Annotated in this window: 11 protein-coding genes; 7 read left to right on the top strand and 4 right to left on the bottom strand. The window is 75.1% G+C overall.

Features of this window, described 5'->3' with window-relative positions; translation table 11 throughout:
- Positions 1-113 precede the first annotated feature (113 nt).
- Positions 114-1,082 (bottom strand): Rieske (2Fe-2S) protein, encoded by a 969-nt coding sequence (locus IF45_RS0102775; RefSeq protein ID WP_008416811.1) that lies wholly within the window; start codon positions 1,080-1,082, stop codon positions 114-116.
- Between the two features lie 230 nt (positions 1,083-1,312).
- Between IF45_RS0102775 and IF45_RS0102770 the strand changes: the two genes are divergently transcribed.
- From IF45_RS0102770 to IF45_RS0102760, 3 genes are all read left to right on the top strand, one after another.
- Entirely contained in the window at positions 1,313-1,543 is a 231-nt protein-coding gene (locus IF45_RS0102770; RefSeq protein ID WP_003946809.1) for a DUF6480 family protein, read from the top strand.
- A gap of 103 nt (positions 1,544-1,646) precedes the next feature.
- Entirely contained in the window at positions 1,647-2,231 is a 585-nt protein-coding gene (locus IF45_RS0102765) for a cysteine hydrolase family protein (protein WP_030305254.1), read from the top strand.
- Entirely contained in the window at positions 2,228-3,148 is a 921-nt protein-coding gene (locus IF45_RS0102760) for a GlxA family transcriptional regulator (protein ID WP_003946807.1), read from the top strand. Before IF45_RS0102765 ends, IF45_RS0102760 begins: the two co-directional genes overlap by 4 nt.
- A 5-nt stretch (positions 3,149-3,153) precedes the next feature.
- On the opposite strand, the gene IF45_RS0102755 is transcribed toward IF45_RS0102760, so the two are convergent.
- The 3 genes from IF45_RS0102755 to pgm all read right to left on the bottom strand — a co-directional run bounded on the left by IF45_RS0102755 (position 3,154) and on the right by pgm (position 7,942).
- Positions 3,154-3,936, bottom strand: coding sequence for an SAM-dependent methyltransferase (locus tag IF45_RS0102755; protein ID WP_003946806.1), 783 nt, complete (start codon positions 3,934-3,936; stop codon positions 3,154-3,156).
- Between the two features lie 160 nt (positions 3,937-4,096).
- On the bottom strand, positions 4,097-6,061 hold the full coding sequence (locus tag IF45_RS0102750; protein ID WP_030305252.1) for an ABC transporter ATP-binding protein: 1,965 nt from the start codon (positions 6,059-6,061) through the stop codon (positions 4,097-4,099).
- Positions 6,062-6,301: 240 nt separating this feature from the next.
- A complete protein-coding gene (gene pgm, locus IF45_RS0102740; protein WP_030305250.1) occupies positions 6,302-7,942 on the bottom strand; it encodes a phosphoglucomutase (alpha-D-glucose-1,6-bisphosphate-dependent) in 1,641 nt (546 codons plus the stop codon).
- Between the two features lie 117 nt (positions 7,943-8,059).
- Between pgm and IF45_RS0102735 the strand changes: the two genes are divergently transcribed.
- From IF45_RS0102735 to IF45_RS0102720, 4 genes are all read left to right on the top strand, one after another.
- The gene (locus IF45_RS0102735) at positions 8,060-8,824 is read left to right on the top strand and encodes a uracil-DNA glycosylase (protein WP_030305249.1); all 765 of its coding nucleotides are present in this window, start codon (positions 8,060-8,062) and stop codon (positions 8,822-8,824) included.
- Positions 8,825-9,147: 323 nt separating this feature from the next.
- Positions 9,148-10,095: a TauD/TfdA dioxygenase family protein gene (locus tag IF45_RS0102730; protein ID WP_030305248.1), complete on the top strand. Its 948-nt coding sequence runs from the start codon at positions 9,148-9,150 to the stop codon at positions 10,093-10,095.
- Positions 10,096-10,221: 126 nt separating this feature from the next.
- Entirely contained in the window at positions 10,222-11,685 is a 1,464-nt protein-coding gene (locus tag IF45_RS0102725) for an MFS transporter (protein ID WP_030305247.1), read from the top strand.
- A 141-nt stretch (positions 11,686-11,826) separates the two neighbouring features.
- Positions 11,827-12,867: a glutathione S-transferase family protein gene (locus IF45_RS0102720; protein ID WP_010639679.1), complete on the top strand. Its 1,041-nt coding sequence runs from the start codon at positions 11,827-11,829 to the stop codon at positions 12,865-12,867.

Below are 12,867 nucleotides of genomic sequence, written 5' to 3'. Positions count from 1 at the left end.
CTCCCACACCGTCGGATCGGCTCTGGACGGCGGGGCGTTCGATGGTCGCACCGCGTCTCGAAGAAGCGAAGTCTAGGACGCGGGAGGCCCGTCGGGGGAGGGGGTGGCCGAGGTCAGCGGTTGCGGGTCAGCGCCAGCCGGCTGCGGCGGGGGGTGCCGCGGCGCAGCCGGACCTCGACCTCGCCGTCGGTGACCCGTACGTCGAAGGCGGGCTGCGGGGCGGTGGCGGGGCCCTCGACGTTCCAGCCGTCGGAGAGGCGGAAGACGCTGCCGTGCCAGGGGCAGGTGACGCAGCCGTCGCTGATCGTGCCCTCGGAGAGCGGGCCGCCGAGGTGGCTGCAGTGGTCGGCGATGACCGAGAGCGTGTCGTCGGCGTCCCGTACCACCAGGACCGCGAGGTCCTCGATCATCCGCCGCTCCGGGCGCCCCAGCGGGACGGTGGCCAGTTCGCCCAGGCTGTGCCAGCCGGGCGAGACCAGGTGCGGGAAGCTCTCGGTGTGGTTGGCGCCGGACGCCTGGCGGAAGGCGAGGTGACCGCCGATCGCCCCGCCCGCGCCGATCGCGGTGAGCCCGGCCAGCGCCAGCAACCGCCCGGTCTTCTCCCGGCCGATGAGCCGCGCGCCGAGTGAGCCCGCGTAGCAGACGACGCCGGCCTGGTTCAGCACGGCGTGCACGAGGCCGACCCGCAGCTGCTCCTTGTGCGTGTCCGCCCAGTCCACCCAGCCGGTGAGCGCCGCCGGTCCCGCCCCCGCCAGCCCCACCGCGATCAGCACCCGTGAGGGCACCTTCGCCCCCGGCACCAGGTCCAGGACGGCGGAGGAGAGCCAGGCGCCGACCGGGACCTGCACCATGACCGGGTGCACGGGGTGGCCGAGCCACTTGCCGTGCAGCGCGTCGCGGGTGGCGCGGGAGAGCGGTAGCGCCTGCACGCCGCGCCGCAGGGGCCCGGCGACGGCGTCCAGGACGGAGGCCCGCTCCAGCCGCCCCATGGCGCGCAGCACCAGTCCGGGGCGCTCGTTCTTCGGCAGGGCGCGGCGCAGCGCCGAGCGGACCTGTGCCGTCGTCGTCTCCGCGGTGATCATGTGGGGCTCCCTCGGGGTCGGCTGCGGCGCCGGGCGGCCCCGGCGGGCGCCGGACCGGCCCCTGGCCGTCGCGCCCATCCTGGGACGGCCCGCCGGGGCGCGCACCCCGGGCGCGGCAGGCGCGGCACCTTCCCGGAGCGGCGCGGGCGGGGGAGAAGCCACGGACGAGGCGGGAGAGATTTCCGGGGCCGGGTGCGATGAGAGCAGGGCCGAATGGGTACAAATACCCCATGAGTGCACATGCGATCACCGCGAAGCCGCGCGTCACCCCCGGAATGAGGGGCGGTGGCGGGCCACACCCGACGGAGACACCCCCGGCCGAGGACGGTGTGGGAGGCACCGGCCCCCAGGAGACCTGGAACCCCACCAGCGGCTGGGCGGCGGGGCCGCTCACGGCGATCATCGTCGTCAGCCTGCTGGTCGCCGGGTTCTTCCTGGCCTACGCGATCATCATCCTCTGAGGCGGGCGCGCCGGAAGGCTCCGGGGGGCGTGACCGGATCGTTCCGGAGCGCGCCCCGATCGTGCCTGCCGCCGCGCGGTCCCCGCAGGCCACCCTGGTTCCCATGAACCGAGCCCTGATCGTCGTCGATGTCCAGGAATCCTTCCGCGCCCGGCCCGAGTGGAGCCGGATGGCCGACCCGGACATCGCCCGTTCCGTCGACCGCCTGGTGGCGCTCGCCCGCGACCGGGGCGACCTCGTCGTCCGCGTCCTGCACACCGAGCCCGGCACCGGCAACGTCTTCGACCCCGAGCGCGGGCACGTCCGCCCGCTCGCCGAGCTGGCCCCGGCGCTGCCCGGCGAACCCGTCCTGACCAAGACCTCGCACAACTGCTTCACCACCACCGAGCTCCAGCGCCTGCTGACCGAGGCCGGCGTCACCGCGCTGACCGTCTGCGGCATCCGCACCGAACAGTGCGTCGAGACCACCGCGCGGATCGGCAGCGACCTCGGGTACGCGATCACCTTCGTCACCGACGCCACCACCACCGACGGGGTCGGCGGCTTCAGCGCCGCCCAGATCGTGGAGCGCACCGAGGCCGTCCTCCGCGACCGGTTCGCCCGGATCGCCACCGTCGCCGAACTGGAGGCCGAAAGAGCGGCCGAGCGCACCGCGGGAGCCGGCGGACTGGCAGTATCGGCCGGGTGACCCACGTCGTCCTCCTGCTGCTGCCCGGCGTCCACCTGCTCGACCTGGCCGGACCGGCCCAGGTCTTCAGTACCGCCACCGACTTCGGACACCCGTACCACCTCAGCTACGTCGCCGAGCGCGAGCAGGTCGTCAGCGCCCAGGGGCTGCCGCTCTCCGCCGCCACCGAGTGGCCCCGCCTGGGCGCCGGTGACCTGCTACTCGTCCCCGGCCGCCGCTCGCTCCGCCTGGGCGGCGGCCCCTGGTTCGGGCCGGAGGCGCAGGCGCGGCTGCGCGCCCACCACGCGGCCGGCGGGACCGTCGCCAGCGTCTGCTCGGGGGCCGGGGCGCTGGGCGAGGCCGGACTGCTCGACGGGCGGCGCTGCACCACCCACCACGAGCTCCAGGACGAGCTGGCCGCCCGTCACCCCCGCGCCACCGTGGTCCGCGACGTCCTGTACACCACCGACGACCGGGTGGTGACCTCGGCGGGGATCGCCAGCGGCATCGACCTCGCCCTCCACCTGCTCGCCGAACGCCACGGCCCCGCACTCGCCGCCCGGGTCGCCCGCAGCATGGTCGTCCACGCCCGCCGCAACGGGCACGAGCCGCAGGCCAGCGTCATGCTCCGGCACCGCGCCCACCTCGACGACGCCGTCCACCGCACCCAGGACCTGATCGACGCCCGCTTCGCCGAACCCCTGCTCCTGGCCGACCTCGCCGACGCCGCCCGGGTCAGCCCCCGCACCCTGACCCGCCTCTTCGCCCGCGCCACCGGCGGCCTGACCCCGCTCCGCTACCAGCAGCAGCTACGGCTGGAGCACGCCCGCCACCTCATCGGCCAGGGCACCCCGGCCGAGACCGCCGCCCGCGCCGTCGGCTTCAGCGACGCGCGGATGCTGCGCCGCCTGCGGCACCGGGAGGCGGCCCCCGCCTGAGCCCTTTACGGAACCCGCGCCACCCCCACGTAGAACCCGCTGCGCTCACTGACCGGCGCGGGCCCCTCCCGGTACCAGTCGGTTGCCGTCACCAGCCCCGGTTCCGCCAGCTCCAGCCCCGCGAAGAACGGCTCGACCTCGGCGCGGGACCGCATCCGCAGCGGGATGGCGCCCTCCTTGTAGGCGTCCTTGGTGTCGTTCTCCAGCTCGGGGTGCTGGTCGGCGGTGCCGTGCGAGAGGACCAGCCAGCTCCCCGACGGCAGCGCGTCGACCAGCGCCCGCGTGACGCCGTACGGGTCGTCGCCGTCCGGGACGAAGTGGAGCAGGGCGATGAGCGAGAGGGCGACCGGCCGGTCGAAGTCCAGGACCGACCGGGCGTGGGCCAGGATCGCCTCGGGGTCGCGGACGTCGGCCTGGATGTAGTCGGTGGCGCCCTCCTCGGTGCTGACCAGCAGGGCCTCGGCGTGGCGCAGCACGATCGGGTCGTTGTCCGCGTAGACCACCCGGGCCGAGGGGATGAGGGCCTGGACGATCTGGTGGAGGTTGGGCTCGGTGGGGATGCCGGTGCCGATGTCGAGGAACTGGTCGACGCCCTGCCCGGCCAGCCAGGCGGCCGCCCGGTGCATGAAGGCGCGGTTGCGCGCGGCGTTGCCCCGCGCCTCGGCCGGGAGCTTCTCCCCGACCTCCTGGTCGACGAGGTAGTGGTCCTTGCCGCCGAGAAGCCAGTCGTAGACCCGGGCCGGGTGCGGCCGGCTGGTGTCGATCACGGGCTTGGGCGTTGCCGTCATGGGCTGCTCCGGTGGGGCTCGGAGGTATGGGACGCGGTACCGGCCGGACGCCGGCCCGGCCACCGGTGCGCTCCTGAGGGCCGCTCAACTCCCTGACGTGCCACGCCAGGTGCGTCACGACCGGCCAGGTGGGCCCCGGTCAGCCGGATTATGCCATCGCTCACCTGCTCGATCCGGCTGGGGCGGGCGGCGCCGCCGGTCCGCTCCGGCGGGGGAGCGGCAGCGCCTGCGGGCTCTGTGGGCCCGGCCCGTACTGCGCGGCCTGCGCCGCGTACATCGCGGCGTACCGGCCGCCCGCCGCGAGGAGCTGGTCGTGGGTGCCCTCCTCGGCGACCCGTCCGCCGTCCAGCACGTAGATCCGGTCGGCCCGGCGGACCGCCGCCATCCGGTGGGTCACCAGCACCACCGCGCGGTCGGGCCCGGCCAGGCCCCGGATGCGGTCGAAGGCGGCGATCTCCGCCTCGGGGTCCAGCGCCGAGGTCGGCTCGTCCACCAGCAGGAAACGGGCGTCGCGGTACTCGGCCCTGGCCAGGCCGATGCGCTGCCACTGGCCGCCGGAGAGGTCGCTGCCGCCCTTGAAGACCCGTGACAGCAGCGTGTCGAGGCCGCGCGGCAGCCCGTCGACCAGCGGGCCCGCGCCCGCCGCCCGGGCCGCCTCGTGGACCTCCGCGGCACCGCCCGGCCGGTCCGGGGCGCCGATCCGGATGTTGGTCCCGGCCGTCATCGGCCACCGCTCGAAGTCCTGGGTGACCAGGCCGACCTGGGCGAAGACCTGGGCCCGGTCGGCCTCGCGCAGATCCACCCCGTCCCACAGCACCCGGCCGGAGGCCGGCAGCAGGAGCCCCGCGAGGAGCTTCATCAGGGTGGACTTGCCCGCGCCGTTCTCCCCGACCACCGCCGTCACCTCGCCGGTCCGCACCCGCAGCGACACCCCGTCGAGCACCGGCTCCGCCCGGTCCGGATAGCCGAACCGCACCTCCTCGAACTGCACTTCCGCCACCTTGGCGGGCAGCGCCGCCCCGCCCACCGGGATGGCCCGCTCCGCCGCCCGCGCCACGCAGTTCTCCAGGTCGGCGACGTACAGCGACTCCTCGGTCAGGTTGTTGAGGCTCACCACCAGCGCCCCCAGCGTCGCCGACCCGGTGCGGATCGCCACCACCGCCGTGCCCGCCACCGCCAGATCGACCCGCCCCGACACCACCAGCAGCCCCAGCGCCACCCAGGTCACCACCATCGCCAGCCCCGAGAGCGCGGCCGCCGCCAGCTCCGTCCCCGCCCGCTCCCGCGCCAGCCTCGCCTGCTCCGCCTCGGCGTTGGCCGCCATCGAGCGGAAGTGCCGCAGGAGGAACGCGCCCGCCCCGTGCACCCGGATCTCCGGCGCCGACTCCCGCGAGGTCAGGTGACGGCCGATCAGGCTGCTGGCCCTGCGGTGCTCCACCCAGAGCATCACCGAGGCGTACCGGCGCTGCGTCACCCGCATCGCGCCCCAGCCGCGCGGGGCCGCGATCAGCACCAGCATCGGCAGCAGCACCGGGTGCAGGACGGTCAGCACGCCCGCCGCCGCCAGCAGCGACAGCAGGCTGTTCACCGTGGAGACGCCCTGCCCCACCATCCGCCGGGCCGAGGAGGCGCCGAGGTCGGCGACGTCGATCAGCCGCCGGAACTCGCCGTCCTCCACCGCCTCCAGCTCCACCGCCACGACCGCGCTCAGGTACCGCTCGTTGGCGGTCCGCTCCACCTTCGGCTCCAGCCGGCCCGTCGCCGCGGTCGACAGCGAGGCGAGCAGCGCCCCGACGACGGCCACCACCCCGCCCGCCACCAGCGCCGGCAGCGCGCCGTGCAGGCGGCCGGCCACCTCACCCGTGCCGAGGAGCGCCCCCAGCACCTGGTTGACCAGGACCAGCCCCACCGCCGCCGCCACGCCCTGCCCCACCTCGGCCGCGCCCACCGTCCACAGCGCCCGCCGGTCGGCCCGCGCCGCCAGCCGCAGCGTGCCCGCCACCATCCCGGGGAAGGCCCGCAGCGTGGCCCCCAGGGTCTGCCCCTCGAAGGCGTACTCGTGGCGGGACCAGCCCGTGTCGTACCGGAGCGGGCCGCCGAACAGCTCCTCCTCCGAGGCCGACACCCGCTGCCGCCCCGGGTCCTCGTCCGTCGGGTCGTCCTTCGGGGACTGCTTCCTCCCCGGCCACCTCACCGCGACGCCCCGTCCCCGCACGCACCCGCCACCGCGTCTCCCCTCGCCGACCGACCGGACGGGCACACCCTCCCCGCCCCGCCCGCCGGTTACGCGCCGCGCTCCCCGTGCGACCTCGGTGTGCCCCCGGGCGCCCCCTCGCGAGGAAGGGGACGCCCGCGGGACCGGGGGTCAGCCGTCCAGGGCCGCCCGCACCAAGGCCTTCGCCTCGTCCTGGACCTCGGCGAGGTGCTGCTCGCCGAGGAACGACTCGGCGTAGATCTTGTACACGTCCTCGGTCCCCGAGGGCCGGGCGGCGAACCAGGCGTCGGCCGTCGTCACCTTGATGCCGCCGATCGGCGCGCCGTTGCCCGGGGCCTCGGTGAGCACCCCGGTGACCGGCTGCCCGGCCAGCGTGTCCGCCGTGACCTGCTCCGGCGAGAGCCGCGCGAGGACCGCCTTCTCCTCGCGGGTGGCCGGCGCGTCGATCCGCGCGTACGCCGGGGCGCCGAACCGGGCGGTCAGCTCCGCGTACCGCTCGGAGGGGCTGCTGCCGGTCACCGCGAGGATCTCCGAGGCGAGCAGCGCCAGGATGATGCCGTCCTTGTCGGTGGTCCACACCGAACCGTCCCGGCGCAGGAAGGAGGCGCCCGCCGACTCCTCCCCGCCGAAGCCGAGCGAGCCGTCGAGCAGCCCGTCCACGAACCACTTGAACCCCACCGGCACCTCGACCAGCTCCCGGCCGAGGTCGGCGGCGACCCGGTCGATCATCGAGGAGGAGACCAGGGTCTTGCCGACGCCGGTGGCGGCCGGCCACCGCTCGCGGTGCTCGAAGAGGTAGCCGATCGCCACCGCCAGGTAGTGGTTGGGGTTCATCAGCCCGCCGTCCGGCGTGACGATGCCGTGCCGGTCGGCGTCGGCGTCGTTCCCCGTGGCGATGGCGAACCGGTCGCGCCCCTCGATCAGCGAGGCCATCGCGTACGGCGACGAGCAGTCCATGCGGATCTTGCCGTCCCAGTCCAGCGTCATGAACGACCAGGCCGGATCGGTCCGCGGATTGACCACCGTCAGGTCCAGCCCGTACTGCTCGGCGATCCGGCCCCAGTACCCCACCGAGGCGCCGCCCAGCGGGTCGGCGCCGATCCGCACGCCCGCCTTGCGCACCGCCGCCAGGTCCACCACCGACTCCAGCGCGTCGGCGTACTGGCTGAGGAAGTCGTGCCGGCCCGTCGTCGGCGCGGCCAGCGCCCGCTCCCACGGGACGCGCCGGACCTCCTTCAGCCCGCCCGCGATGATCTCGTTGGCCCGGTCCTGGATCCACCGGGTCGCCTCGCCCGCCGCCGGGCCGCCGCTGGGCGGGTTGTACTTGAACCCGCCGTCGGTGGGCGGGTTGTGCGAGGGCGTGACCACCACCCCGTCGGCCAGGTGCCCGGTGCGCCCCCGGTTGTACTCCAGGATCGCCAGCGACACCGCGGGCGTCGGCGTGTACCCGTCGTTCAGGTCCAGGAGCACCCGCACCTCGTTGGCGGCGAACACCTCGACGGCCGTCACCCGGGCCGGCTCCGACAGCGCGTGCGTGTCGGCGCCCAGGTAGAGCGGCCCGTCGGTGCCCTGGAGCGCCCGGTACTCGCAGATGGCCTGGGCGGTGGCGGCGATGTGCGCCTCGTTGAACGCCGAGGCCAGCGAGGAACCCCGGTGGCCCGAGGTGCCGAACGTGACCTGCTGAGCCGGGTCCCCCGGGTCGGGCCGCAGCGCGTAATAGGCCGTCACCAGCCGGGGTACGTCGACCAGATCCTCGGGCCGTGCCGTCTCTCCCGCACGCTCGTGGGCCATCCGCCTTCTCCTTCTCCTCGTCCACCGGGGTCCGCCGCCATCTTCGCCGCTCGGCGCATCCGCCGCGAGTACACCCGCCCCCGGGCGGCGGCCCGCCCGCCGCCTTACGGTGGCCGCATGCCCCGCCCCGCCGCCCCCCACCCGGACGACCGCGACTACCCGGCGCTCCGCGCCCCCGGCGCCCCGGACCTGGAGGTCCTGGACACCCGGCTGACCGGCTGCCGGGCCTGCCCCCGGCTGGTGGCCTGGCGCGAGGAGGTCGGCCGGGTACGCCGTGCCGCGTACCGCGACGAGACGTACTGGGCCCGGCCCGTCCCCGGCTTCGGGCCGGCCGACGCCTCCCTCGCCGTCATCGGGCTCGCCCCCGCCGCGCACGGCGGCAACCGCACCGGGCGCCTGTTCACCGGCGACCCCACCAGCGACTTCCTCTTCGCCGCCCTGCACGCCGCGCACCTGGCCGCGCTGCCGTACTCCCACAGCCGCGACGACGGCCAGCGGCTGTACGGCACCCGCCTCGTCTCCCCGGTCCACTGCGTCCCGCCCGACAACCGCCCCACCCCCGCCGAACGCGACACCTGCCGCCCCTGGATGGCCCGCGAACTCGACCTGCTCGGCCCCACCCTGCGCGCCGCCGTCGTCCTCGGCGGCTTCGGCTGGCAGGCCCTGATGCCCGTCCTCACCGCCGCCGGATACGTCCTGCCCAGGCCCCGCCCGGCCTTCGGCCACGGCGCGCACGCCCGGATCGAGGGCCCCGACGGCCCGCTCCACCTCCTCGGCTGCTACCACCCCAGCCCCCGCAACACCTCCACCGGCCGCCTCACCCTTCAGATGGCCACCGACGTCTTCCGCCTCGCCGCCCGCCTCGCCGGGTCCGCCCGCTGAGACCCCCTGCCGCACCCCCACGGCCCTGCGGTACGGTGCGGCCATGCAGCAGCCCCGACTCCGCACCCAGGACGCGCCCTTCCGCGCCTCCTGCGCGCACGGGGTACGACTCGGGCTCAGCCCGCTGCACCGCCGTGGCCGGGTGGGCTCGCCCCCGGCCCCTTCCTGTAGCTGATCCCGGCACCCCCGCCGCGGCCAGGAAGCCCGCCCCGGACCCGTGCGTCCGTGAGGCCCGCCAACCTTACTTTCCCCGCGCGGGACCGGTACCGCCCCACCATGCCGCGCGCCCGCGTGCGCGGCTCCGAGCAGAGGGAGACCGACCGATGAGCATCACCGCGGAACCGACCACCACCACGCCCGCCCGCCCGCTCCTGCGCGACCACCGCATCCCCGCCGACGGCATCCACGAGGGCCCCCGCCTCCTGCGGCGCCTCGCCGAGGGCGCCGAGGACCGGCCGTACGAGCGGTTCACCCTCGTCCCGCAAGGCCCGCTCATCGGCGCCGAGATCCGCGGGCTCGACCTCTCCCGGCCGCTCACCGCAGCCGTCCGCGCCGAACTCGACCGGGCCCTGCTGGAGTGGAAGGTTCTCTTCTTCCGCGGCCAGCACCTCACCTCCGCCGCCCAGCGCGACTTCGCCCGGAACTGGGGCGAGCTGGAGACCAACCCGCTGCTGGCCACCGGCGACGCCGAGGACGTGGTCCGCTTCGACCGCAGCCAGGTCCCCACCTTCGAGAACGTCTGGCACACCGACACCACCTTCCGCGAGAACCCCGCCCTCGGCGCCGTCCTCCAGCTCCGCGAGGTCCCCCCGTACGGCGGCGACACCCTCTGGGCCGACATGGCGGCCGCCTACGACAACCTGCCCGAGGAGGTGCGGGAGCGCGTCGAGGGGCTGCGCGCCGTCCACGACTACCTCCCCGGCTTCGCCCGCTTCACCTCCGCCGGGCACCTCGCCGCCTTCCAGTCCACCTTCCCGCCCGTCGAGCACCCCGTGGTCCGCCGCCACCCGGTGACCGGCCGCCGCACCCTCTTCGTCAACACCTCCTTCACCACCCGCATCACCGGCCTCCCCCAGGAGGAGAGCGACCGGCTGCTGCGCCTCCTCTTCCAGCAGGCCCACGTCCCCGAGTACCAGGTCCGCTTCCACTGGCGCGCCGGTGACGTCGCCTTCTGGGACAACCGGGCCACCCAGCACTACGCCTCCGGCGACTACGCGGGCCACCGGCGCGTCGCCGAACGCGTCGCCGTCGTCGGCGACCGTCCCCACTGAGCCGGCCGACCGGCCCGGCCGCCCCCGCACGCCCCGCCCGGCGCGAAGAATCGCCGCACCCCCACTAGGGTGCGACGAGGGGGCGGCCCCCCGGCCGCACCGTCCGACACACAGGGGGCAAGCCCGGTGAGTCAGCAGCAGCACGCGCCCGAGGAGTACGAGCCCGATCCACGGCGCTGGCGGGCGCTCGGCGTCTGCCTCGTCGCGGGGTTCATGACGCTCCTCGACGTCTCCATCGTCAACGTCGCGCTGCCCTCCATCCGCGAGGGCCTGAACACCCCCGAGTCCGACCTCCAGTGGGTCCTCTCCGGCTACGCCCTCGCCTTCGGCCTCTTCCTCATCCCGGCCGGACGCCTCGGCGACGCCCGGGGCCGGCGCACCGTCTTCATCGCCGGGCTGATCCTCTTCACCCTCTCCTCGGCCGCCTGCGGCGCCGCGCAGAACAGCACCTGGCTGGTCATCGCCCGCCTCGTGCAGGGCGTCGCGGGCGGCCTGATCGCCCCGCAGATCTCCGCCCTCATCCAGCAGATGTTCCGGGGCCGCGAACGGGGCCGCGCCTTCGGCATGTTCGGCACCGTCGTCGGCATCTCCACCGCCGTCGGCCCGCTCCTCGGCGGCCTCCTCATCCAGGCCGCCGGCCACCAGGAGGGCTGGCGCTGGGTCTTCTACGTCAACCTGCCGCTCGGCATCGTCTGCGTCCTGCTCGCCCGGCGCCTGCTCCCCGACACCCCGCACGCGGGCCGGGTACGGCTGCGCGACCTCGACCCGGTCGGCGTCGTCCTGCTCGGCCTCGGGATCGTCGCCCTGCTCCTGCCGTTCGTCCAGTCCCAGCAGTGGAGCGGCAACGGCAAATGGCTGCTGCTCCCGGTCTCGGCCGCCCTCCTCGCCCTCTTCCTGCTCTGGGAACACCGCTGCTCGCGCCGCGGCTTCCAGCCCGTCGTCACCCTCTCGCTCTTCCGGGTGCGCTCGTACTGGCTGGGCTGTCTGCTGATCCTGCTGTACTTCGCCGGGTTCACCTCGATCTTCTTCATCACCACGCTCTACCTCCAGGTCGGCCTGGAGTACACCGCCCTCCAGGCCGGCATCGCCATCACCCCGTTCGCCCTCGGCTCGGGGCTCGCGGCCGGCACCGGAGGCCGCCTCGTCTCCCGGTTCGGCCGGCCCCTGGTGGTCGTCGGGCTCGCCATGGTCGCCGCCGGACTGGCCTTCACCGCGCTCGCCGTACACCTGGTCCCCGGCACCAACGCGGGCTGGGCGATGGCGCTGCCACTGCTCCTCGCCGGACTCGGCAGCGGCCTGGTCATCGCCCCCAACCAGACCCTCACCCTCTCCGAGGTCCCCGTGCACACCGCCGGATCGGCCGGCGGCACCCTCCAGACCGGGCAGCGGGTCGGCTCGGCCGTCGGCATCGCCGCCGTCGGTGCCGTCTTCTTCGCCCAGGTCGGCCCGGACGGCTGGGCCGACGCCTACGACCGCGGCCTGATCGTCTCCGTCGCCTTCGTCGTCGCCGCCCTGATCGCCGCGGTGGCCGACGTCGCCGCCGGCCGCCGGGAGGTCCGCCACGGCACCGGCGGTCCCGCCACCCCCTGACCGCTCGCCCTCCCGTCCGGACGCGCCCGGGAACAGGACGCGTATGTTCCCCCGGACGGGTGGGGAGGAGCCACGAACACCGCCGGCGGGGAACGATGATGACCGTCCCCGCCACCGCCCCCCACCGGAAGGAGCCCGGCGATGAGCAGCCCCGCCACCACCCCCGCGGCCGACCCCAGCGGCAACGCCGAGTACGGCCACAAGCCCTTCAAACGGGCCCGCAGCCACTTCGCCGACCGCATCACCGCCGACGGCCGCGACGGCTGGCCCGTCGAGGCCGGCCGCTACCGCCTGGTCGTCAGCCGCGCCTGCCCCTGGGCCAGCCGCGCCCTGATCGTCCGGCGCCTGCTCGGCCTGGAGGACGCCCTCTCCCTCGGCGTCACCGACCCGCTCCAGGACGACCGGAGCTGGCGCTTCACCCTCGACCCCGACGGCGTCGACCCGGTCCTCGGCATCCGCTACCTCGGCGAGGCGTACCGCGCCCGCGAGCGGGAGTACGACGGCGGGATCAGCGTCCCCGCGATCGTCGACGTCCCCAGCGGCGAACTGGTCACCAACGACTACCAGCAGATGACCCTGGACCTGGAGACCCAGTGGACCGACCTCCAGCGCGACGGCGCCCCGGACCTCTACCCGGAGCGGCTGCGCGAGGAGATCGACGAGGTGATGGACGCCGTCTACCAGGACGTCAACAACGGCGTCTACCGCGCCGGGTTCGCCTCCACCCAGGAGGAGTACGCCGAGGCGTACCGGGCCCTCTTCCGCCGGCTCGACTGGCTCTCCGAGCGGCTGGCGGGCCGCCGCTACCTGGTCGGCGACACCATCACCGAGGCCGACATCCGGCTCTTCACCACCCTGGTCCGCTTCGACGCCGTCTACCACGGCCACTTCAAGTGCAACCGGGAGAAGCTCACCGAGGACCCGGTGCTCTGGGCGTACGCCCGGGACCTCTACCAGACCCCCGGGTTCGGCGACACGGTCGACTTCGACCACATCAAGCGCCACTACTACCAGGTGCACACCGGGATCAACCCGACCGGCATCGTCCCGCTCGGCCCGGACCTCACCGGCTGGCTCTCGCCCCACCACCGCGAGGAGCTGGGCGGCCACCCGTTCGGCGACGGCACCCCGCCCGGACCGCCGCCCGCCGCCGAGGTCATCGGCGCGGCCGGACGTCCCTGA

Origin of the sequence: Streptomyces albidoflavus (assembly GCF_000719955.1) — a bacterium.
GTDB classification, from domain to species: domain Bacteria; phylum Actinomycetota; class Actinomycetes; order Streptomycetales; family Streptomycetaceae; genus Streptomyces; species Streptomyces albidoflavus.
Note: the sequence above shows the minus strand (reverse complement) of the source record. Positions and strands in the feature narration are given on the sequence as shown.

Excerpts from the sequence above, each read along its gene's own strand:
- IF45_RS0102770 (WP_003946809.1), top strand. The coding sequence starts at position 1,313 with ATGAGTGCACATGCGATCACCGCGAAGCCGCGCGTCACCCCCGGAATG.
- IF45_RS0102765 (WP_030305254.1), top strand. The coding sequence starts at position 1,647 with ATGAACCGAGCCCTGATCGTCGTCGATGTCCAGGAATCCTTCCGCGCC.
- IF45_RS0102730 (WP_030305248.1), top strand. The coding sequence starts at position 9,148 with ATGAGCATCACCGCGGAACCGACCACCACCACGCCCGCCCGCCCGCTC.
- IF45_RS0102775 (WP_008416811.1), bottom strand. The coding sequence starts at position 1,082 with ATGATCACCGCGGAGACGACGACGGCACAGGTCCGCTCGGCGCTGCGC.
- IF45_RS0102755 (WP_003946806.1), bottom strand. The coding sequence starts at position 3,936 with ATGACGGCAACGCCCAAGCCCGTGATCGACACCAGCCGGCCGCACCCG.
- pgm (WP_030305250.1), bottom strand. The coding sequence starts at position 7,942 with ATGGCCCACGAGCGTGCGGGAGAGACGGCACGGCCCGAGGATCTGGTC.
- IF45_RS0102720 (WP_010639679.1), top strand. The coding sequence starts at position 11,827 with ATGAGCAGCCCCGCCACCACCCCCGCGGCCGACCCCAGCGGCAACGCC.
- IF45_RS0102735 (WP_030305249.1), top strand. The coding sequence starts at position 8,060 with ATGCCCCGCCCCGCCGCCCCCCACCCGGACGACCGCGACTACCCGGCG.